The organism is Nonomuraea corallina, assembly GCF_027620315.1.
In the GTDB taxonomy this organism is placed as follows: Bacteria; Actinomycetota; Actinomycetes; order Streptosporangiales; family Streptosporangiaceae; genus Nonomuraea; species Nonomuraea corallina.
Map to the genome: position 1 here is coordinate 44,348 of NZ_JAPNNL010000017.1, position 19,758 is coordinate 64,105.

The window sequence follows — 19,758 nt, forward strand, 5'->3', positions numbered from 1 at the left end:
GTGCGGGAGCTCCAGGGGAACGGGCGACCGTGGGCCGCGTGGCTTTGTATTCGAACCGCCTTTCAGGTTAATCCCTTTGTGAACCGATGCACAAAGTAGGCACCCTGGCAAGTGGCGCTACGGTGGGTGACATGCATCGCATCACCCTCATCGGCAAGCCCGGTTGCCACCTCTGCGAGGACGCCCGGGAGATCATCGCCCGGGTGGCGGGCGAGCTGGGCGTCCCCTGGTCGGAGGTGGACATCGAGACCTCCGACGAGCTGCGCGAACGCTACGCGGAGATGATCCCGGTGACGCTGATCGACGGGGTCCAGCACGACTTCTGGCGCGTCTCCGAGGACCGGCTGCGCGCCGCCCTGGCCGACTAGCGGCTAGAACATCACCGTCGGCAGCGGCACGACCTTGGCGGCGTTGATGTCGAGCTCGATGACGTTGGTGGCGAGCACCATGGCCTGGCGCTCGTTGATGAACCGCTCGACGTGCGGCTGGCGCTGGTGGTCGCGGTAGGCCACCTCGTCGCGGTAGATCTCGTAGACGATGCGCTGCAGGGGCGCCGACTTGACCGCGTGGCAGGCGTACACGAGGGTGTCCGGCTCGCCCCTGCGCACCGCCTCGACGGTCTGCTCGGCCAGCCGGTCGAAGGCGGCCCCGGCGCCGTCCATGAGCGTGAAGACCGTGAGCATGCCGTAGATCTTCGGCGACAGCTTCGCCGACGGGCCCTGCGGGGCCGGCGGGACGGCGGGCTGCGGGCCGGTCGCCGGCACGCGCGGGGTGAACACGTCGGCGGCCGGGTAGATCGCGCCGGTGGCGGGCCCGTCGGAGTCGGCCGCCGGCGTGGCGTGGCGGGTGTGGTGGCCGTTCATCACGTATCCGGTGGACGGGCCGGGGTCGGGCGGCTGCCTGCGCGAGGCGTACCCGGTCTCCCCGGTGGACGGGCCGCGGTCGCCCGGGGACATCCGGGCCGCGTAGTCGGTCTCCCCCGTGGCGCGGTACTCGGCCACCAGGTCGCCCAGCCCCGACCGGCGCGGCGGGGCAGGCCCCGTGGCCGGGCCCTGCGGGCTCGCGGTGACGGGCTCGGGCTCCGCCCGGCGTCCCGTCGGCCGCCGTTCCTGGCTCGGCTCGGCGTCGAAGTCGTCGTACTCGTCGTCGTCCTCGTACGGGGCCAGGGGGCGCAGCACGGTGTACCAGATCGCGGCGGCGGCGACGATCAGCAGCACGGTCGTGAACACGCCGGGCACCGCGAACCGCATCGCCCCCATCAGGGCCAGCCCGGACGGCACGATCACCAGGCAGGCATGCAGGTTGTCGGTGTCGTACTCGTCGCCGTCGCGCCATCGGAGCGCGGCCACCAGCACGGCGCCCGCCATGATGAGGGCGGCGATCGCGTGGGCGGCCAGCAGCAGGTAGTCGGGGATGATCGCCCAGTGTGCGCGCGCGTCGGGCAGGCTCTTGCCCATCTCCTCGGACTTGAGCGGGTCCATGAGGAGGATCACCGACGCGGTGACCGTGAAGCCGACGCCGAACAGCCACGCCCCGAACTTCGGCGGCGTCTTCTCCGCCAGGAGCTGGATCAGTCCGATGGCCAGCCAGAGCGGCGCCAGCAGCGACCCCGTCAGCTGGAAGATCTTGAAGGTGACCGTCCCGAACCCGATCAGGTGGCCGACGCCGATCACGCCGAGCGATAGGCAGAGCAGGCCGGCTGCGACGGCCCAGGCGATCAGCCAGCCCTCCGGCTCCTCATGCAACCGCCTGACCAGGGCTCCGGCCGCGACGGCGGCCAGGAGCGCACCTGCGAAAGCGATGACGGCAACGAGGATCTCCATGGTGTCTCCAATGCTGCCGGACAAAGCCTCCGCGCCGGTAGCCGAAGAGGGAACGGGTTGGTCCACACCGTATCTGCCGCTTACTGGATGTCATGCCGGGGGCAAGTGGATTGTGCAATTTACGGTTGATTTCTAGAGTGTTCGAGCACGCCGCACCCCTTACCCGTAGGGATACCGGATGCCTGACTCGTGGCCGTTCTCCGGGTTGCTCGCGACAGCGGTCGCCGCGCCCACCCGGACGACCGAGCCTGACGTGCGCGAAGACCGTGACGCCGCCGACGACGATCTGCGTACCCTGGTGCTGCATGCCAAGACCGGGGACTCGGACGCCTTTGGCACGCTCTACGACCGATACGTGGACCTGGTCTACCGCTACATCTACTTCCGGGTCGGCTCCCACCCGCTCGCCGAGGATCTGACCAGTGAGACCTTCCTGCGGGCGCTGCGGCGGATCACCGACTTCACCTGGCAGGGCCGCGATTTCGGCGCTTGGCTCGTGACGATCGCCCGAAATTTGGTGACAGATCATTACAAATCGAGCCGCTACCGGCTGGAAGTGTCCACCGGCGAGGTGATCGACGTCCCCCTCGACGGCCCCCACATCCCGGAGAACGCCGTGGTCAGCGCCATCATCAACGACCGGGTGCTGCGCGCGGTCCGTGACCTCAACCCTGACCAGCAGGAGTGCGTGGTGCTGCGCTTCCTGCACGGCCTGTCCCTCGCGGAGACCGCGCTGATCATGGGGAAGAAGAGTGGAGCGATCAAAGCCCTCCAGTTCCGGGCCGTGCGCGCACTGGCCAGAGCACTCAAACACGACCTTGCGTAACCCACCGCCACCGACCGTCGTTAGGCAGGTGTCACGGCAGCGCCTCCAGGCGTCGAGGGAGCGGTCATGAAAAGGGCGCGCAGATCGCGCGAACGGGTGCTCGGCCACCTCACCGGGCTGAGCGGGCTCCCCCTCGGAGGCGGCCCCGACCCGGCCTTCCGCGAGCGCCTGCGCGCCGAACTGGCCGCCGCCGGCCGCATCCCCGACCATCCCTTCGATCCCGCGTTCGACCGCGCCTTCGAGCGCGCCTTCGGCCCCGCTCGCATTCCCCCCGCCGACCACCCCCGCGACCACCCCGGCGACCACCCCGGCGGCCGGCCCGCCGACCCGCCGGCCGACCGTGCCCGCGACCAACCCGGCGACCGTGCCGACGACCGTGCCGGCGACCGTGCCGGCGACCGTACGGCGCAGCCCGCCGCCGGCTCGTCGCCCCGGCACGCCAGGCCCGCGCACCGCCGGCCGCGCCGCAGGCGGCGGCTGGCATCGCAGCTCGCCTCCAGCGGGGTGGCCGCCGTCCTGATGCTGTCCACGATCGCCACTTACCGGGCGGTGCCGGGCGACCCGCTGTACCCGCTCAAGCGCGCCACCGAGAGCACGCTGGTCCGGCTGAGCACCGACGACGTGGTACGGGCCGAGCGCGAGCTGGTGTCGGCCGAGACCCGCGCCAGGGAGGTGGCCCAGCTGCTCGGCGAGACCGGCGAGGGCGCCCTGGTGGGCAGGACGCTCAAGGAGATGGAGCAGTCGACCCGGGCCGGCATCACCCGGCTGGAACGGGCGGAACCCCGCTCCCCCAAGATCGGCGAGTTCGCCGAGACGCAGCGGAACATGGTCGAGCCGATGATCGAGAAGCTCGACGGGGACGAGCACGACCAGGCCGTCGGGTACCTCCACTACATCGAGGGGCTCGTCCCGCCGTCTAGGTAAGCTGAAGCGCATGTGGCGGGGAATACGACGACGGCACGAAGTCCAGGCCGAGATCGCCGGTGAGGCCGCGGCGGCGGCAGCGGTGGTCGTGCCGCCGAGCGAGCCCGACCTGGAGGCGGCGGCCTTCTTCGACGTCGACAACACGATGATGCGCGGGGCCTCGATCTACCACTTCGCCAGAGGACTGGCCACCCGCGGCATGTTCACCACGAGCGACCTGTTCAAGTTCGCGATCGGCCAGGCGGCGTTCCGGATGCGCGGCAGCGAGAACCCCGAGCACATCGCGGTCGCCCGCGAGACCGCGCTGGCGTTCGTCGCGGGCGCGAAGGTCGACGACGTGGTGCGGCTCGGCGAGGAGATCTACGACGAGGTCATGGCCGACCGCATCTGGGCCGGCACCCGATCGCTCGCGCAGAGCCACCTCGACCGGGGCCAGCGCGTGTGGCTGGTGACCGCGACCCCGGTCGAGCTGGCCCGGGTGATCGCCCAGCGCCTGGGCCTGACCGGCGCGCTCGGCACCGTCGCCGAGACCAGCGAGGGCGTCTACACCGGCCGGCTGGTCGGCGACCTGCTCCACGGCCCGGCCAAGGCCGAGGCGGTGCGGGCGCTGGCCCGCCGCGAGGGCCTCGACCTGACCCGCTGCACCGCCTACAGCGACTCGTCCAACGACCTGCCGATGCTGTCGCTGGTCGGCAGCCCGGTGGCCATCAACCCCGACAGCGAGCTGCGCGAGCACGCCAGGAAGCACGACTGGCCGATCAAGGACTTCCGCACCGGCCGCAAGGCCACGATGACGGCGCTGCCGATCGCCGCCGGGCTGGGCGCGGTGGCCGGCGGGGTCGCCGCCGGCATCGCGCTGCGCAGGCTCTACCGCGACCGCTAGCGCAGCGAGGCGAACAACCGCTCGGCGTCGGGCTGCTTCCACGCGATCCGGTTCGGATCGGCCGGATGCGGGCCCCACGGCACCGTCACCAGTTTCAGGTCCCTGCCCTCCAGGGTCTCGGCGATCGCGATCATCCGTTCCAGGTCGAGCGCGCTGTCGGTCGTGACCGACTCCGCCACCACGGACACGAACCGCCGAAGCCGGTCCGGATCGGCGAGGACCTCTTTGGCCTTCCTCACCATGGCCGCGACGAGGATCTGCTGGCGCCTGATCCGGGCGACGTCGGAGCCGTCGCCGTAGTTGCGCAGCCGCATGTAGCCGACGGCCTGCTCGCCGTTCAGCAGGCTCCTGCCCGCCGGCAGCGTCAGCTTGGACCTCGGATCGTCGACGGCCCGCTTCAGCGTGACCTCGATCCCGCCGAGCGCGTCGACGAGCCGTGCGAACCCGGCGAAGTCCACCTCCACCATGTGGTCGATCCGCACGTCCGTGAGGCTCTCCACGGCCTGCAGGGTGCAGGTCAGCCCTCCTTCGCCGTACACGGAGCCGATCAGGCCGGTGCGGGCGGGCGCGGGTCCGCAGGTGGGGAGCTCGACCAGCGAGTCACGCGGGATGCTGACCGCCGTGGCCCGCTTCCGGTCGGCGGGCAGGTGCAGCAGGACGATGAGGTCGGTGCGGCCGGGATCGTCCGGCACGCCCCGGTTCGCCTCCTTGTCGGTGCCCACCAGCAGCACGTTCATCGCCTCTGTCACCTTGGCGGGCCGGCCCCCCACCGGATGCGCCACCGTCCGCTGGGAGTCTCCGAGCAGCAACGCCGGCACCGCCACGGCGGTGACCGTGGCCACGGTGGCGACCGCGACCAGCCCGGCCGCCATCCAGCCGAACCAGCGCCGGCGCGACCCGGCCCTGACCAGCCGCTCCCGCTGGCGGGCCAGCGTCGCCGGGGGCTCGTGCTCCAGCCGCCCGCCGAGGTCCCTGAGCATCCGCAGGTCGTCCATCGTCACTCCTCTCCCAGCATCGGGTTGGTGTCACCGAGGGCCGCGCGGACCTTCCGCCTGCCCCGGTTGAGGCGGGAGCGCACGGTGCCGATCGGGATGCCGAGCGCCCGCGCGGCCTCCTCGTACGTGAGATCGCCCCACGCGACGAGCAGCAGCACGTCGCGGTCCTTGGCGGGCAGCGCGGCCAGCGCGCCGGCCAGGCGGGGCCGGGTGGCCTGCGCGGTCACCCCGGCGGCCACCCGGTCGGCCGGCGACTCCACGTCGGGGTCGACGGGGGCGCGCAGCAGGGCCCGGTAGCGGGCTGCCTCGGTGCGGTGGTGCCGGGAGACGAGCTTGGTGAGGATGCCGAACAGCCACGGCCTGGCGTCGGGATGGGCGAGGTCGTAGCTCCGGCGGCGGGAGAAGGCGACCAGGAACGTCTCGCCGACGAGATCCTCGGCGGTGGGGCCGGGGCCCAGGCGGCGCGACACGTACCGGTAGAGCATGCCCGAGTAGCGGTCGAACAGCTCGGCGAAAGCCTCGGGTTCGGTCAGCGAGGCGCTGATGAGCGCGGCGTCCGCATCCCGGGTGGCGGGTTGAGTGATCATCTCCGCCCTTCTGTGGGGGATCGGTCGGAGATGTCTCGCCACTACCCCCCGTCGGGGTTCACGCCGGGCTAGAGGAACGGCGGGAAGGCGTGGCCGCGCCGCAGCCTGAGCTGGTCGAGCATCTGCTGGATGACCTCGCGGACCCGGTCGGTGAGGTTGAACACCAGCATCGGGTCGTCGGCCGCGCCGGGATCGTACTCGTCCGTACGGATCGGCTCGCCGAACTCGATCAGCCACTTCGACGGCAGCGGCACCAGCCCGAGCGGACCCAGCAGCGGAAAGAACGGGGTGATCGGCACGTAGGGCAGCCCGAGCAGCCGCGCCACGAACGGCACCTCGCCGATCTTCGGGTAGATCTCCTCCGAGCCCACGATCGCCGTCGGCACGATCGGCACCCCGGCCCTGATGGCGGAGGCGACGAAGCCGCCGCGGCCGAACCGCTGCAGCTTGTAGCGCTCGGAGAACGGCTTGCCGACGCCCTTGAAGCCCTCGGGGAACACCCCGACCAGCTCGCCCCTGCGCAGCAGCCGGTCGGCGTCCTCGCGGCAGGCCAGGGTGTGGCCGGTCTTGCGTGACAGGTGGCTGAGCAGCGGCAGCCTGTAGACCAGGTCGGCGCCGAGCAGCCGCAGCGCCCTGCCCGCCTCGTCGTGCAGGGCCACCTGCATCATCAGCGCGTCGACCGGGAGCGTGCCTGCGTGGTTGGCCACGACCAGCGCGCCGCCCTCCTCGGGGACGTTCTTCAGCTCCAGCGCCTCGACCCTGAACCAGTGGTGGTAGAGCGGCCGCAGCAGCTCCAGCAGCACCTTGTCGGTCAGCTCGGCGTCGTAGCCGAACTCGTCGACCTCGTAGTCGCCGGTCACCCGCCGCCGCAGGAACGCCAGCAGCTCCGCGACCGGATCGGGGGCGTCGCCGCCGCCGTCCGCGGAGTAGGAAGGGGCCGCGCTGATCGGGACGACCGGGGCCTGCCCGTCGTCGCGGGGAACGCTCACCGGCGCGCACCTCCGAGCGCGTACAGCCCGCGCGAGCGCAGGAAGTCGTCGAACGCCGCGGCCGTGGTGAACTTGGGCCGCCGGCCCAGCTCGCGCTCCAGCGCGCTGGTGTCCACCGTGCGGCCGTGGCTCATCAGCCGCAGCTGCTCGGGCGAGTACTCGACCAGCCCGGCGCCACGCACGGCGTTGCCCAGCAGCCGGAACGCGGGCGACGGCAGCGGCAGGGCGGGCCGCCCCGCCCTGCGCACGCACTGCGACAGCAGCAGCACGCCCGCCCCGGCCACGTTGAACGTGCCGGGATGGTCCTCCGTCGCCATCCGGCTCAGCACCTCGACCGCGTCGTCCTCGTGGACGAACTGCAGCCGCGGGTCGAAGCCGAGCACCGTCGGCAGCAGCGGCTGGGTGAAGTAGCGGGTCAGCGGCGAGTCGACGCCCGGACCCATGAAGTTGGCGAAGCGCAGCAGCGACACGCAGACGTCAGGACGCCGGCGCGCGAAACCCCGCACATAGCCCTCGACCTCCACGGCGTCCTTGGCGTATCCGTGGTCCGGGCTGTGGTGCGGCTCCAGATCCTCGGTGAACACCGCGGGATCGTACGGCGAGGAGCCGTAGACGGCCGTCGTCGAACGGACCACCACGCGCCGCACGGTCGCCGACCGCTGGCAGGCGCCGAGCAGCTGCATGGTGCCGATGACGTTGTGCTCTTTCATGGCGGCCCGGCCGGTGCTCCTCGACGGAGCGCTCACCAGGCTCATGTGCACGACGGTGTCGATGTCGGCGGCCGCGATCACCTGGGCGATGTCGGGGCTGCGCAGATCCACCCGGACGAACTCGGTCCGGCCGAGGGGGATGCCGCCGTCTCGGGTGAGCGAGGGGGGCGGCACGGTGTCCACTCCGATGACACGGCCGATCTCGGGATCAGCGGCCAGAACGCTCGCCAGCCGGGCGCCGATGTGGCGCGAGACCCCGGTGACGAGCACGGTGTGGGTCATCTGCGCCTCGCAGCTGCCTCGTCTACTTCTTGTTACGCCGCTGGATGCGCGTCTTCTTGAGCAGCTTGCGGTGCTTCTTCTTGGCCATCCGCTTGCGGCGCTTCTTGATCACAGAGCCCACGGGACCCCCAGGTCTTGGTAGCACGTCAGAGTCGCGTGCGAGCGCACGCAGGCTCACAGACTACCGGCGATCCATGGTAGATCGCCCCTCGGGGGTGAGTGCCCGGCCGCGCGCCGCGACCGGGCCTCTCCCGCGCCTGCACTCACGGCGCGCCGTGGCGCGCCGCTACCCGTGACTCACCCGGCCTCGATGTAGGCCTCGCGAAGATAGTCGTGCACCGCCTGCTCCGGCACTCGGAACGAGCGGCCGACACGGATGGCCGGCAGCTCTCCCGAGTGCACCAGTCGGTAGACAGTCATCTTCGACACTCGCATGACCGTGGCCACTTCAGCCACCGTCAGGAACTTCACCTCGCTGAGAGGTCTTTCGCCTGCACCCATCGGACGCCTCTTCCGCACGTGTTTCCGGGTTATCCCCACTGGTGCCATTGCTCACGCACGTGTACTGCCGTCAGCGTAAGTCGGGACTCGGAGTGCGCAAACCCCCCAGTTTCCCAGTCGGAGGATCCATCTGTCAGGAGAATCCACGAAAACGCTGGCCAGCCACGGTTTCCGGCTGCTCAGCCAGTCGCTGGAACTGTCCAAACTGTCATACATAAGAGTCGCCCAGGTCGCATCACAAGTTGGCGAAGGGACTGCGAGTCTCTCGGAATGCAGGCGCGAAACGACGGTATGAGGATGACCGATTTCGACTCATAGGGCTGTTGTGACTCGTGTGACGAGGCGCTGTGTGAGCGGCTGGTAGTAACGCGGTAGCACGTTGTCATCAAGCGGCACCACCACTTCGATCTTGCCCTCGGCCTCTCCCACGAAGAGCCCGGGGTCGTTGCTGTCGGCGAAAGCCACAGTGGGCACTCCCGCCTCTCCAGCTGCCCCTGCCCACCCGTGGTCGGCGATAACCAGATCAGGCCGCTCGTCTCCCAGCTCGGCCAGCATGTGCTCCATAGGCGCCGCGTCGTGGGTGTGCACGAAGGCGCCCTTGTCATCGAGCATGGCCACCTCGCCGAGGTAGCGCAGGCGGCGCGGGCGGCCGAAGCCGGACCCCGCGTAGGTCCAGCCCTCCGCCGGGGCCAGCAGCGTCGCGCCGTGCTCCAGCGCCATCTGGGCCAGCGGCAGGTGGACGGCCAGCAGGCCGGTGGGGTGGCCGGTGGCGAACAGCAGCCGGGGGTTCGGCCCGGACAGCGCGGCGGCGATCCGGTCGGCCATGGCGTCGAGCGCGTCGATGGTGAGATCGGGGTCGATCGTGTCCTGCCCCCAGCGGTGGCCCGGGTCGGCGACCACGCCGGCCGCCTTGGACATGAGCGCGAGCACGTCGCGGAAGCGCCACGGCTGCTCGAAGGTCAGCCCGAGCATGTAGTAGGGGTCGCGGTTGGCGAGCGAGCTGTAGTGGTCCAGGTTGTTCTCGCGGGAGGTCGCGACGTTCCCGGCGATGCGGGTCTGGACGAGATGCTCACGGAGTCGATCGCGGCTCAGCACTGGTCTTCCTTAGGGCATCGGATCGAGGCCGTGCAGAGGGAACACCGCGTTCCTGGTCGCCATGATCGCACGGTCGATGGGGTCCGCTGGGTCATAACCTCCGGAGAGATCCTGGAATTCCGCGCTGCGCCCGTCGGTCATGGTGAGCGGCGGCAGCTCGCCCGTGCGCTCGCGTACGAGACGGCGCCAGGCCTCGCTGGTCGGCGTGGCCGGGTCGACCGGGTGACCCGAGACCTCGGCGATCAGATGGGTCCAGATCCTGGGCACCACCTGGACCAGCTCGTAGCCCCCGCCGCCGGTCGCGATCCAGCGGCCGCCCGCCGTCTCGTGGGCCAGCCGGTGGAGGTGGGAGTAGGCGGTGCGCTGGCCGTCGACGCTGAGCATCAGGTGGGCGAGCGGGTCGAGGGCGTGGCTGTCGCAGCCGTGCTGGGTGACCAGGACGTCGGGCCTGAACTCGCGCAGCAGCGGCGGCACCACCGCGTGGAAGGCGCGCAGCCAGCCCCCGTCGCCGCAGCCGGCCGGGAGCGCCACGTTGACCGCGGTGCCGTCGGCGCCGGTCTCACCGGGGAACCCGGTGCCGGGGAAGAGCGTGCGGGGGCTCTCGTGCAGGCTGATCGTCAGGACCCGCGGGTCGTCGTAGAACAGCGCCTGCACGCCGTCGCCGTGGTGGACGTCCACGTCCACGTACGCGACGCGGGACGCGCCCTGCCGCAGCAGCCAGGCGATGGCCAGGGCGGGGTCGTTGTAGACGCAGAACCCGCTGGCGGTGGCGGCCATCGCGTGGTGGAGGCCGCCGGCCACGTTGACCGCGTGCTCGGCGGCGCCCTCCCAGACCGCGCGGGCGGCCGCGAGCGAGGCGCCGGCGATCAGCGCGGACGCCTCGTGGACGCCCGCGAAGGCGGGGTTGTCGGTGGTGCCGAGCCCGGCCGACAGGTCGGGCCGCCCGGTGGCGGAGACGCGCTTGACGGCCTCGACGTAGCCGGGGTCGTGCACCATCGCCAGCTCGTCGTCGGTGGCGGGCGCGCAGGGCGTCACCTCGACCTTGTCGAGCACGCCGAGATCCCGCGCCAGCGCCATGGTGAGCTCGACCCGGACGGGCGCGAGCGGATGGTCGGGGCCGAAGTCGTAGGAGGTGAGGGCGTCGTCCCAGATGACCCGCGCCGACTGGCTCATGCATGCTCCCGATTCCCTCGCCTTGAGGTGACGTTACCGCAGCGTCAACGGCGGCGGTCCAGCCGCCTTCCCCGCAATACCGTAGAAATTTCCCCTAACCTCAGATCATGAGGATTCGGCGGCGAATCGGGGACGCCTGGCTGTTCCTCCGGCGCCCGCGGGTCTTCGACGTCGCCCTCGTGGTCGTGCTCGCCGTGCCGGGAGTCGTCGGCGGCGTCTCCACCTGGGTCCTGGGCGGCGACCTGTCCTTCTCCGCGCTCTACCTGGGCACCGTCCTGCCGCTGCTGATGCGGCGCGAGCGGCCGATCCTCACCGTCGCCCTGCTGCTCGGCCTGGAGATCGCCGCCTCGTACGTCCGGGTCCCCTTCAGCGGCAACCCGATCGTGATGATCGGCCTCTACAGCCTGGGCCGTTACTGCGACGGGCGCAGGGCGGCCATTGCCGGCGGCGCCGGCGCCCTCCTGTACGCGGCCGGGATCAACCTCACGGCCGTGCTGAACCCCGAGCCCGACCCGCTGGGGCTCTGGGTGGTCGGTGTGACGTTCGTCGCGATCCCGGTGGGGCTGGGGCAGTTCGTCCGGGTCCGCGCCGAACTGCGGGAGCGGGCGCAGCGGGAGGCCGCCGACGCGGCGGTGCGCGCCGAGCGGCGGCGGATCGCCCGCGAGCTGCACGACGTGGTGGCCCACCACCTGAGCGTGATCAACGCGCTGGTGGGCGGCGCCAGGGCCACGCTCCCGCCGGGGCAGGACGTCGCCAGGGAGGCGCTCCAGGGCGCCGAGCAGACGGCCCGCCAGGCGCTGGCGGAGATGCGCCAGCTCCTCGACGTGCTGCGGGCCGACGACGGCGGAGGCGCCGACGCGGCGACGGGGGTGGGCGCCGCCCGGCTGCCGGCGCTGGTCGAGGAGGCGGGGACCGCGGGGCTGCCCGCCCGCCTGACGGTGCTGGGCGAGCCGGTGCCGCTGCCCACCGCGGTCGACCACGCCGTGTACCGGATCGTGCAGGAGGCGCTCACCAACACCCGCAAGCACGCGACCGGCGCCCGCGCGACCGTGCGCCTGTCGTACGAGCCGGCCGCGATCGAGGTCGAGGTGCTCGACGACGGCACGGCCCCGCCGTCACCCGGTCCGACCGGCTTCGGGCTCGGCGGCATGGCCGAGCGCGTGGCATTGTGCGGAGGGCTGTTATCGACCGGCCCCCGCGAGGAGGGCGGTTTCCGTGTGCACGCCCGCATCCCCCTGGAGAAGACGTGATCTCGGTCCTGCTGGTGGACGACCACGCCCTGGTCCGCAAGGGCTTCCGGCTGATGCTGGACGCGCAGCCCGACCTCACCGTGGTGGGCGAGGCGGGCGACGGCGCGGAGGCGGTGCGGCTCAGCGCGGAGCTGCGGCCCGACGTGGTGGTGATGGACCTGCACATGCCCGAGCTGGACGGGGTCCGCGCCACCGAGCTGATCGCCGAGGCGCTGCCGGACGTGCGGGTGCTCGCGCTGAGCACGTTCGACCTCGACGAGAACGTGGTCGCGGCGCTGCGCGCGGGCGCCTGCGGCTTCCTGCCCAAGGACGTCTCGCCCGAGGAACTGGTCGAGGGCGTACGGGTGGTCCACGCCGGTGAGGCGGCCCTGGCGCCCCGGCTGCTGACCCGGCTGATCGGCACGTTCGTGCGGGCGCCCGAGCCGCCGCGCGCGGCCCGCCGGTCCCTCAGGCTGGACGCGCTCACCGACCGCGAGCGGGAGATCCTCAGGCTGATCGCGCGCGGCCTGTCCAACGCGGAGATCGCCGGTGAGCTGGCCGTCTCCCCGTCCACGATCAAGAACCACGTGACGAGCCTGTTCGCCAAGATCGGCGCGCGGGACCGGGCGCAGGCGGTGATCTTCGCGTACGAGGCCGCGCTGGTCAGTCCCGGAGAGTAGGACCAGGGTCCTACGAGGACGGTCGCGGACCGTACCCCGGGGTGAGGACAACGATCTTCATGGCGATCATGCTGGGACCCATGACCGCTATCCGGACAACCGACCTGACCAAGCACTACGGCAAGACCACGGCCGTGGCCGGCCTGTCGTTCGACGTGGAGCCCGGCCAAGTGACGGGGTTCCTGGGGCCCAACGGCGCGGGCAAGTCGACGACCATGCGCATGATCCTCGGCCTCGACCACCCGTCGGGCGGGTCGGCGCTCGTCGACGGCACGCCCTACCAGGAGCTGCGCCACCCCCTGCGCAAGGTCGGCGCGCTGCTGGACGCCAAGGCCGTGCACGGCGGCCGCAGCGCCCGCAACCACCTGCTCGCCATCGCGGCCAGCAACGGCATACCGGCCGTCCGCGTCGAGGAGGTGCTGGAGATCGTCGGCCTGGCCGCAGTCGCCCGGCGCCGCGTCGGCGGCTTCTCGCTGGGCATGGCGCAGCGCCTCGGCATCGCCGCCGCGCTGCTCGGCGACCCGGAGATCCTGATCTTCGACGAGCCGGTCAACGGGCTCGACCCCGACGGCATCCTGTGGATCCGCACGCTCATGCGCGACCTCGCCGCCGAGGGCCGCACCGTGTTCGTCTCCAGTCACCTGATGAGCGAGATGGCGCAGACCGCCGACCATCTCATCGTCATCGGCAAGGGGCGGATGATCGCCGACACGAGCGTGCGGGAGTTCATCGGGCGCAGCTCGCAGAGCTACGTGCGGGTCCGCTCACCCCGGCTGGCCGAGGTGGCCGAGCTGGTCAAGGTGGGCGAACTCCACGCCGACCACCTGCGGGTGACCGGGGTCTCACCGCTGGAGATCGGCACGATGACCGCCAGGGCGGGACTGCCGCTGGAGGAGCTGACGTACGTCAAGCCCTCGCTCGAAGCCGCCTACATGGAGCTCACCAAGGACAGCCTGGAGTACACCTCATGATCGACGTCATCCGGTCCGAGTGGATCAAAATGCGGTCGGTGCGGTCCACGGTGTGGACCCTCGTCGGCACCGTGGTGCTGATGCTGGGCTTCGCCGCCCTGGCCGGCGCCTCCAACAGGAGCATGGCCGAAGGGCCGGTCCCGGGCGACGCGGCGGTCGGCGGCAGCCTGTCCGGCGGGCTGATCGCCGCGCTGACCATGGCCGCGCTGGGCGTCCTGATGATTTCCAGCGAATACCGCACCGAGGCCATCCGCGTCTCCCTCATGGCCGTGCCCCGGCGCCTGACCCTGCTCAGCGCCAAGATCATCGTGTTCACCGCTGTCTCGCTGGTCGTCTGCCTGGTCGCGTCGGCCGGCGCGATCGCCGTCGGCCTGGCGATCATGCAGCCGCCGTCCGTCGAGGCGGCCGACGTGGCGCGGTCCGCGCTCGGCTCCGCCCTCTACCTGACCGCGTGCGGGCTGTTCGGACTCGGGCTGGGCACGCTGATCAGGCACACGGCCGGCGCGATCGTGTCGGCCATCGCGCTGATGCTGGTGCTCCCTCCCCTGACGACCCAGCTGCCGGGTGCGTGGGGAGCCACCGTGTCCGACTACTTCACCACGAACGCCGGCCAGCTGATCGTCTCCAACCACGCCAACCAGTCCTTGGGTCCGTGGAGCGGGTTCGCGGTCTACCTCGCCTGGGTGGCCGTCGCCATGCTGGCGGGCGCCGTGCTGATGCGCCGCCGCGACGCCTAGAGTGCGGGCGGTCAGCCTGAGGCGAGCTCGCGGCCCCGGTCGCGGGCCGCCTCGATGGCCGCCAGGAAGGCCGCCCGCACGCTGTGGCGCTCCAGCTCGGCGATGGCCGCGATCGTGGTGCCGCCCGGCGAGGTCACCGCCTCGCGCAGGATCACCGGGTGCTCGCCCGAGTCGCGGAGCATGACGGCCGCGCCCACGATCGACTGGGTGACCATGTCGAGCGCCGCCGCGCGCGGCATGCCGAGCAGGATCCCGGCGTCGACCATCGCCTCCACCAGATAGAAGAAGTAGGCCGGCCCGCTGCCCGACAGCGCCGTGGCGGCGTCCTGCTGCGACTCGGGGATGCGCAGCACCTTGCCGACCGGCCGCAGCAGGTCCTCGGTGCGCCGCAGGTGCTCCTCCCCCGCGTACGCGCCCGCGGAGATCACGCTCATCGCCTCGTCGAACCGGATGGGAGTGTTGGACATGACCCTGACCACCGCCGTCTCGGCTCCCAGCCGCTGCTCGACGAAGGCCGTGGTGATGCCCGCCGCGGCGGTGATCACCAGGCGGCCGGGGGGCAGGTGGGGGGCGATCTCGGCGAGCAGCGCGCCCATGTCCTGCGGCTTGACGGCCAGGATGAGCGTGTCGGCCGACTTGGCCGCCTCGGCGTTGGAGACGGCCCGCACCCCGTAGCTCTCGGCCAGCGCCCGCGCCCGGTCCGGCCGGCGCACGGTGGCCAGCACGTCGCCTGGCTTGAACCCCGCGCGGAGCAACCCCGACAGCAGGGCCTCGCCCATCTTGCCGGTGCCGAGAATCGCGATCATGTGTTGTCCTCACGCAGTAGACGCCCGGTCGCAGCCTACCGGCGCGCCGCGGTCAGCCCCGCGACAGCAGGGAGCGGGCGAAGAACGCCAGGTTGGCGGGACGCTCGGCCAGCCTGCGCATGAGGTAGGCGTACCAGTCGGCGCCGTAGGGGACGTACACCCGCATCCTGGCCCCCTGCGCGGCCAGCCGCTCCTGCTCGTCGGGCCGCACCCCGTACAGCATCTGATACTCGAACCCGTTGTGGTCGCGGCCCTCCAGGACGGCCAGGGTGGCGGCGACGGAGAGGAGCCGAGGGTCGTGGGTGGCGACCATCGGGTAGCCGGTGCCGCCCATCAGCACCCTGAGGCAGCGCGCGTACGAGCGGTCGATGTCGGCCGCCGAGGTGTGGGCGCCGGGCGCGGTGTAGGCGCCCTTGCACAGCCGCACCCTGGCCCCGTCGAGCTTGGCGCAGCGCTCGGCGGCGTCGCGCAGGTAGGCCTGGACCACGACGCCCACGCTCGGGTGCTCCTTGCGGAGGGTGGCGTGGACGGAGTGGAGGCCGGGGATGGTGTCGTGCTCCTCGGCGTCGAGGGTGAGCGTGATGCCCCGCGGCGCGGCGGCCTCGCAGATGGTGGCGGCGTTGTCGAGGGCGAGCTGCTCCGACAGCCGCAGCCCGAGCGCGGTGAGCTTGACCGACACGTCCGAGCCCTCCGGCAGCACCCGGAGCAGGTCGAGATAGGCGCGCACGGCGCCCTCCGCCTGCGCCCTGTCGTGGACGTCCTCGCCGAGGTGGTCGACGGTGACGAGCAGGCCCCTGCGGGTCAGCTCGGCGACCGTGCGGGCGATGTCGTCGGCGACGTAGCGCCTGACGACGGGGCGGGTCAGCGGCGAGGTGGAGATGACGCGCTCGGCGCGCGCGCTCCTGGAGACGGCGAGTAGGGCCTGACGCAGCACGGCTCAACCCTACTCACCCGGACTCCACCCGCCGCCCCTCCCGCCAGGACCCGCGCGCCCGGGTTTCCTGGGGTGCCCCGCCTCGGGAACCCGACCGGCTGAACCGGAGACCTGTCATATCCGTCGTAAGGGTATGCGCACAGCGACAGCGACTCTCATGGCCGGATGTCTCCTCCTCACCGCCGGGTGCGGCGCGGAGCGGCCCGCGGAGCAGGCCGCGTCCCAGGGCCCCGACACGCCGGTGTCCAGCTCGCCGGTGGCGGACGCGGTGACGCCCGCGCCGACGACCGCGCCGACGACCAAGCCCAAGCCGGTGAAGCCGACAGGTGACGCGGTCAACCCCCGGAAGGTGCGCTTCACCAAGGCGACACCGGTGTCGAAGGGCCGCCAGGTCCGGCTGACCTGGTGGTCGGGCGTGGAGCCGTGCACGGTGCTGGACCGGGTGAAGGTCAAGGAGACGAGGAAGCGGGTCACGATCACCCTGTACGAGGGCCCGTCGCCGAAGGCCGAGAACGTCTCCTGCATCATGATCGCTATCGAGAAGACCACGACGGTCAAGCTCAAGTCCCCCATCGGCAAGCGGAAGATCGTCGACGGCGCGAAGAGCTGACACCCTTTCCCCGCCCTCCGCTCCCGGGAGGCCCGCCCCGCACGGCGTACCCGGAGGCGGACCCCTAAGGGACATCTCAGGGAACAGAACGCCCTAGTCAGGGGTTGAGTCGAGTAGGCTCAAGTCGTTTGACAAAGCCTGCTCGAATTCGTACGTTGAGCTTAACCGACTCAACTTTGACTACAAGGACGTACTCATGGCACGTGCGGTAGGTATCGACCTGGGGACGACCAACTCCGTCGTCTCGATCCTCGAGGGCGGTGAGCCCACCGTCATCGCCAACGCGCAGGGCTCGCGGACCACGCCGTCCGTGGTCGCCTTCGCGAAGAACGGCGAGGTCCTCGTCGGCGAGGTCGCCAAGCGGCAGGCCGTCACCAACGTCGACCGGACGATCCGATCGGTCAAGCGGGAGATGGGCACCACCTGGTCCCAGGAGATCGACGGCAAGAAGTTCTCGCCGCAGCAGATCAGCGCCTTCGTCCTGCAGAAGCTCAAGCAGGACGCCGAGGCCTACCTGGGCGAGAAGATCACCGACGCGGTGATCACCGTCCCGGCCTACTTCAACGACGCGCAGCGCCAGGCCACCAAGGAGGCCGGCACGATCGCGGGTCTCAACGTCCTGCGCATCATCAACGAGCCGACCGCGGCCGCGCTCGCGTACGGCCTCGACAAGGAGCAGGACCAGACGATCCTGGTCTTCGACCTCGGCGGCGGCACCTTCGACGTGTCCCTGCTCGACGTCGGCCAGGAGGACGGCCACGGCTTCGTCGAGGTCAAGGCGACCAGCGGCGACAACCACCTCGGCGGTGACGACTGGGACCAGCGCGTCGTCGACGAGCTCGTCAAGCGCTTCCAGAACGCGCACGGCGTCGACCTGTCCAAGGACAAGATGGCCCTCCAGCGCCTGCGCGAGGCCGCGGAGAAGGCCAAGATCGAGCTGTCGGCCCAGTCCGAGACCTCGATCAACCTGCCCTACATCACCGCCTCGTCCGAGGGCCCGCTGCACCTCGACGAGAAGCTGACCCGCGCCGAGTTCCAGCGGCTCACCGCCGACCTGCTCGAGCGCTGCAAGGGCCCGTTCCACCAGGTCATCAAGGACGCCGGCATCAAGGTCTCCGACATCGCCCACGTGGTGCTGGTCGGCGGCTCGACCCGGATGCCCGCCGTCAGCGAGCTGGTCAAGGAGCTGACCGGCGGCCAGGAGCCCAACAAGGGCGTCAACCCGGACGAGGTCGTCGCCATCGGCGCCGCCCTGCAGGCCGGCGTGCTCAAGGGTGAGGTCAAGGACGTCCTGCTGCTCGACGTGACCCCGCTGTCGCTGGGCATCGAGACCAAGGGCGGCATCTTCACCAAGATCATCGAGCGCAACACGACGATCCCGACCAAGCGCTCCGAGGTCTTCACCACGGCCGAGGACAACCAGCCGTCGGTGCAGATCCAGGTCTTCCAGGGTGAGCGCGAGATCGCCGCCTACAACAAGAAGCTGGCCACCTTCGAGCTGACCGGCATCGCGCCGGCGCCGCGCGGCATCCCGCAGATCGAGGTCACCTTCGACATCGACGCCAACGGCATCGTCAACGTCTCCGCCAAGGACCTGGGCACGGGCAAGGAGCAGACGATGACGATCACCGGCGGCTCCGCGCTGCCGAAGGACGACATCGAGCGCATGATGCGCGAGGCCGAGTCCTACGCCGAGGAGGACCGCAAGCGCCGCGAGGAGGCCGAGGTCCGCAACAACGCCGACGGGCTCGCCTACCAGACGGAGAAGTTCCTCCGCGAGAACGACGACAAGGTCCCCGGCGACATCAAGGCCGAGGTCAACGACGCGCTCGCCGAGCTGAAGAAGGCTCTGGAGGGCACCGACACCGACACGATCCGCAACTCGGCGGAGAAGCTCGCCACGGTCAGCCAGAAGATGGGTTCGGCGATCTACGCGCAGAACCAGGGCCAGGCCGCGGGCGGCCCGGAGGGCGCTCCCCAGGACGCCTCCGCCGGCCAGGAGCAGAAGGCCGACGAGGACGTCGTCGAGGCCGAGATCGTGGACGATGAGCCGAAGAAGGACAAGTGAGGCCGTTGCGTGAGAACGGGCATGAGGAGCCGGTGATCCGCGACAACCGCAAGATCGACCCGGAGACGGGGGAGGTTAGGGTGCGCCCCGAGGACGATTCGCCCAAGCAGGAGCAGCAGCAGCAGACGCCGGCGGAGTCCGCTCCGGCCGACGCCGAGCTGCGGGCCCAGCTGGACGAACGGACCGCCGACCTGCAACGCGTCCAGGCCGAATACCAGAACTACCGCCGTCGCGTGGAGCGCGACCGGGTGGCCGTGCGCGAGCAGGCCACCGCCGCGGTGCTGGCGGAGCTGCTGCCGGTGCTCGACGACATCGGCAGGGCCCGCGAGCACGGCGAGCTCACCGGGGGTTTCGCGAAGGTGGCGGAGTCGCTGGAGGCGGTCCTCACCAAGCTGGGTCTGAGCGCCTACGGCCAGAAGGGCGACCCGTTCGACCCGGTCGTCCACGAGGCGCTGATGCACACCTACTCGCCCGAGGTGACCGAGCCGACGGCGATCGAGGTGCTGCAGCTGGGCTACCGGATGGGCGAGCGGGTGCTGCGACCGGCGCGCGTGGCCGTGGCCGAGCCCGGGGACGCGCCCGCGTCCGATGACGACGACAACTGACAAGGACGAAGGGCCGTAGATGAGCACCAAGGACTACCTGGAGAAGGACTACTACGCCGTCCTTGGTGTGCCCAAGTCAGCCACCGCCGACGAGATCAAGAAGGCGTACCGGAAGCTGGCCAGGCAGTACCACCCCGACACCAACCAGGGCGACTCGGCCAAGGAGAAGAAGTTCAAGGAAGTCTCCGAGGCCTACGACGTCCTGTCCGACAGCAAGCGCCGCAAGGAGTACGACGACGCGCGCACGCTGTTCGGGTCCGGGGTGGGCGGCCAGCGTCCGGGTGGCGGCGGCTTCGGCTTCGACTTCGGTGACCTGTTCGGCGGCCCCCG

Annotated in this window: 23 protein-coding genes; 12 read left to right on the plus strand and 11 right to left on the minus strand. The window is 71.1% G+C overall.

What is annotated here, in order from left to right; genetic code table 11:
- The first annotated feature begins 131 nt into the window (after positions 1-131).
- Entirely contained in the window at positions 132-368 is a 237-nt protein-coding gene (locus tag OUY22_RS07090; RefSeq protein WP_270153981.1) for a glutaredoxin family protein, read from the plus strand.
- A gap of 3 nt (positions 369-371) precedes the next feature.
- Here the strand turns inward: OUY22_RS07090 and OUY22_RS07095 are convergent, their stop codons facing one another.
- The gene (locus OUY22_RS07095; RefSeq protein WP_270153982.1) at positions 372-1,823 is read right to left on the minus strand and encodes a putative quinol monooxygenase; all 1,452 of its coding nucleotides are present in this window, start codon (positions 1,821-1,823) and stop codon (positions 372-374) included.
- A 178-nt stretch (positions 1,824-2,001) separates the two neighbouring features.
- On the opposite strand from OUY22_RS07095, the gene OUY22_RS07100 reads away from it, so the two are divergent.
- From OUY22_RS07100 to OUY22_RS07110, 3 genes are all read left to right on the plus strand, one after another.
- Positions 2,002-2,649 (plus strand): sigma-70 family RNA polymerase sigma factor, encoded by a 648-nt coding sequence (locus OUY22_RS07100; protein WP_270153983.1) that lies wholly within the window; start codon positions 2,002-2,004, stop codon positions 2,647-2,649.
- A 66-nt stretch (positions 2,650-2,715) separates the two neighbouring features.
- A complete protein-coding gene (locus OUY22_RS07105) occupies positions 2,716-3,573 on the plus strand; it encodes a DUF5667 domain-containing protein (protein WP_270153984.1) in 858 nt (285 codons plus the stop codon).
- Between the two features lie 10 nt (positions 3,574-3,583).
- Positions 3,584-4,456, plus strand: coding sequence for an HAD family hydrolase (locus tag OUY22_RS07110; protein ID WP_270153985.1), 873 nt, complete (start codon positions 3,584-3,586; stop codon positions 4,454-4,456).
- Here OUY22_RS07110 and OUY22_RS07115 read toward each other — a convergent pair.
- The 8 genes from OUY22_RS07115 to OUY22_RS07150 all read right to left on the minus strand — a co-directional run bounded on the left by OUY22_RS07115 (position 4,453) and on the right by OUY22_RS07150 (position 10,788).
- Positions 4,453-5,451 carry an LCP family protein gene (locus tag OUY22_RS07115; RefSeq protein ID WP_270153986.1) on the minus strand — a complete coding sequence of 333 codons (999 nt, stop codon included), beginning with the start codon at positions 5,449-5,451 and terminating at the stop codon, positions 4,453-4,455. The two genes, OUY22_RS07110 and OUY22_RS07115, sit on opposite strands and share 4 nt — an antisense overlap.
- Positions 5,452-5,453: 2 nt before the next feature.
- Positions 5,454-6,038: an RNA polymerase sigma factor gene (locus tag OUY22_RS07120; protein ID WP_270153987.1), complete on the minus strand. Its 585-nt coding sequence runs from the start codon at positions 6,036-6,038 to the stop codon at positions 5,454-5,456.
- A 68-nt stretch (positions 6,039-6,106) separates the two neighbouring features.
- On the minus strand, positions 6,107-7,027 hold the full coding sequence (locus OUY22_RS07125; RefSeq protein WP_408638118.1) for a lysophospholipid acyltransferase family protein: 921 nt from the start codon (positions 7,025-7,027) through the stop codon (positions 6,107-6,109).
- The gene (locus OUY22_RS07130) at positions 7,024-8,019 is read right to left on the minus strand and encodes an NAD-dependent epimerase/dehydratase family protein (protein WP_270153988.1); all 996 of its coding nucleotides are present in this window, start codon (positions 8,017-8,019) and stop codon (positions 7,024-7,026) included. The genes OUY22_RS07125 and OUY22_RS07130 overlap by 4 nt, the downstream gene beginning before the upstream one ends.
- 22 nt (positions 8,020-8,041) lie before the next feature.
- Complete coding sequence (locus tag OUY22_RS07135) at positions 8,042-8,140, minus strand: 30S ribosomal protein bS22 (protein WP_018654693.1); 99 nt, start codon at positions 8,138-8,140, stop codon at positions 8,042-8,044.
- Between the two features lie 176 nt (positions 8,141-8,316).
- A complete protein-coding gene (locus tag OUY22_RS07140; protein WP_026214222.1) occupies positions 8,317-8,520 on the minus strand; it encodes a helix-turn-helix domain-containing protein in 204 nt (67 codons plus the stop codon).
- 312 nt (positions 8,521-8,832) lie between these two features.
- The gene (locus OUY22_RS07145) at positions 8,833-9,615 is read right to left on the minus strand and encodes a phosphatase (protein ID WP_270153989.1); all 783 of its coding nucleotides are present in this window, start codon (positions 9,613-9,615) and stop codon (positions 8,833-8,835) included.
- A 9-nt stretch (positions 9,616-9,624) separates the two neighbouring features.
- Entirely contained in the window at positions 9,625-10,788 is a 1,164-nt protein-coding gene (locus tag OUY22_RS07150) for an acetoin utilization protein AcuC (protein ID WP_270153990.1), read from the minus strand.
- Positions 10,789-10,895: 107 nt separating this feature from the next.
- Between OUY22_RS07150 and OUY22_RS07155 the strand changes: the two genes are divergently transcribed.
- From OUY22_RS07155 to OUY22_RS07170, 4 genes are all read left to right on the plus strand, one after another.
- Positions 10,896-12,038, plus strand: coding sequence for a sensor histidine kinase (locus tag OUY22_RS07155; protein ID WP_270153991.1), 1,143 nt, complete (start codon positions 10,896-10,898; stop codon positions 12,036-12,038).
- Complete coding sequence (locus OUY22_RS07160) at positions 12,035-12,697, plus strand: response regulator (protein WP_270153992.1); 663 nt, start codon at positions 12,035-12,037, stop codon at positions 12,695-12,697. Before OUY22_RS07155 ends, OUY22_RS07160 begins: the two co-directional genes overlap by 4 nt.
- Before the next feature lie 80 nt (positions 12,698-12,777).
- Complete coding sequence (locus OUY22_RS07165) at positions 12,778-13,668, plus strand: ABC transporter ATP-binding protein (RefSeq protein WP_270153993.1); 891 nt, start codon at positions 12,778-12,780, stop codon at positions 13,666-13,668.
- On the plus strand, positions 13,665-14,405 hold the full coding sequence (locus tag OUY22_RS07170) for an ABC transporter permease (RefSeq protein ID WP_270153994.1): 741 nt from the start codon (positions 13,665-13,667) through the stop codon (positions 14,403-14,405). The genes OUY22_RS07165 and OUY22_RS07170 overlap by 4 nt, the downstream gene beginning before the upstream one ends.
- 11 nt (positions 14,406-14,416) lie before the next feature.
- Here the strand turns inward: OUY22_RS07170 and proC are convergent, their stop codons facing one another.
- Positions 14,417-15,211 carry a pyrroline-5-carboxylate reductase gene (proC, locus tag OUY22_RS07175; protein ID WP_270153995.1) on the minus strand — a complete coding sequence of 265 codons (795 nt, stop codon included), beginning with the start codon at positions 15,209-15,211 and terminating at the stop codon, positions 14,417-14,419.
- Between the two features lie 52 nt (positions 15,212-15,263).
- The gene (locus OUY22_RS07180) at positions 15,264-16,145 is read right to left on the minus strand and encodes a proline dehydrogenase family protein (RefSeq protein ID WP_270153996.1); all 882 of its coding nucleotides are present in this window, start codon (positions 16,143-16,145) and stop codon (positions 15,264-15,266) included.
- Between the two features lie 157 nt (positions 16,146-16,302).
- Here OUY22_RS07180 and OUY22_RS07185 point away from each other — a divergent pair, with 157 nt between their 5' ends.
- From OUY22_RS07185 to OUY22_RS07200, 4 genes are all read left to right on the plus strand, one after another.
- Positions 16,303-16,755 carry a hypothetical protein gene (locus OUY22_RS07185; RefSeq protein WP_270153997.1) on the plus strand — a complete coding sequence of 151 codons (453 nt, stop codon included), beginning with the start codon at positions 16,303-16,305 and terminating at the stop codon, positions 16,753-16,755.
- A gap of 196 nt (positions 16,756-16,951) precedes the next feature.
- Positions 16,952-18,823: a molecular chaperone DnaK gene (gene dnaK / locus OUY22_RS07190; protein WP_270153998.1), complete on the plus strand. Its 1,872-nt coding sequence runs from the start codon at positions 16,952-16,954 to the stop codon at positions 18,821-18,823.
- Entirely contained in the window at positions 18,820-19,428 is a 609-nt protein-coding gene (grpE, locus tag OUY22_RS07195; protein WP_270153999.1) for a nucleotide exchange factor GrpE, read from the plus strand. Before dnaK ends, grpE begins: the two co-directional genes overlap by 4 nt.
- Positions 19,429-19,447: 19 nt before the next feature.
- A partial coding sequence (locus tag OUY22_RS07200) for a DnaJ domain-containing protein (protein WP_270154000.1) occupies positions 19,448-19,758 on the plus strand: 311 nt, incomplete at its 3' end.

Excerpts from the sequence above, each read along its gene's own strand:
- OUY22_RS07170 (WP_270153994.1), top strand. The coding sequence starts at position 13,665 with ATGATCGACGTCATCCGGTCCGAGTGGATCAAAATGCGGTCGGTGCGG.
- proC (WP_270153995.1), bottom strand. The coding sequence starts at position 15,211 with ATGATCGCGATTCTCGGCACCGGCAAGATGGGCGAGGCCCTGCTGTCG.
- OUY22_RS07185 (WP_270153997.1), top strand. The coding sequence starts at position 16,303 with ATGGCCGGATGTCTCCTCCTCACCGCCGGGTGCGGCGCGGAGCGGCCC.
- OUY22_RS07115 (WP_270153986.1), bottom strand. The coding sequence starts at position 5,451 with ATGGACGACCTGCGGATGCTCAGGGACCTCGGCGGGCGGCTGGAGCAC.
- OUY22_RS07155 (WP_270153991.1), top strand. The coding sequence starts at position 10,896 with ATGAGGATTCGGCGGCGAATCGGGGACGCCTGGCTGTTCCTCCGGCGC.
- OUY22_RS07095 (WP_270153982.1), bottom strand. The coding sequence starts at position 1,823 with ATGGAGATCCTCGTTGCCGTCATCGCTTTCGCAGGTGCGCTCCTGGCC.
- OUY22_RS07100 (WP_270153983.1), top strand. The coding sequence starts at position 2,002 with ATGCCTGACTCGTGGCCGTTCTCCGGGTTGCTCGCGACAGCGGTCGCC.
- OUY22_RS07120 (WP_270153987.1), bottom strand. The coding sequence starts at position 6,038 with ATGATCACTCAACCCGCCACCCGGGATGCGGACGCCGCGCTCATCAGC.
- dnaK (WP_270153998.1), top strand. The coding sequence starts at position 16,952 with ATGGCACGTGCGGTAGGTATCGACCTGGGGACGACCAACTCCGTCGTC.
- OUY22_RS07110 (WP_270153985.1), top strand. The coding sequence starts at position 3,584 with ATGTGGCGGGGAATACGACGACGGCACGAAGTCCAGGCCGAGATCGCC.
- OUY22_RS07130 (WP_270153988.1), bottom strand. The coding sequence starts at position 8,019 with ATGACCCACACCGTGCTCGTCACCGGGGTCTCGCGCCACATCGGCGCC.
- OUY22_RS07165 (WP_270153993.1), top strand. The coding sequence starts at position 12,778 with ATGACCGCTATCCGGACAACCGACCTGACCAAGCACTACGGCAAGACC.
- OUY22_RS07105 (WP_270153984.1), top strand. The coding sequence starts at position 2,716 with ATGAAAAGGGCGCGCAGATCGCGCGAACGGGTGCTCGGCCACCTCACC.
- OUY22_RS07090 (WP_270153981.1), top strand. The coding sequence starts at position 132 with ATGCATCGCATCACCCTCATCGGCAAGCCCGGTTGCCACCTCTGCGAG.
- OUY22_RS07140 (WP_026214222.1), bottom strand. The coding sequence starts at position 8,520 with ATGGGTGCAGGCGAAAGACCTCTCAGCGAGGTGAAGTTCCTGACGGTG.
- OUY22_RS07150 (WP_270153990.1), bottom strand. The coding sequence starts at position 10,788 with ATGAGCCAGTCGGCGCGGGTCATCTGGGACGACGCCCTCACCTCCTAC.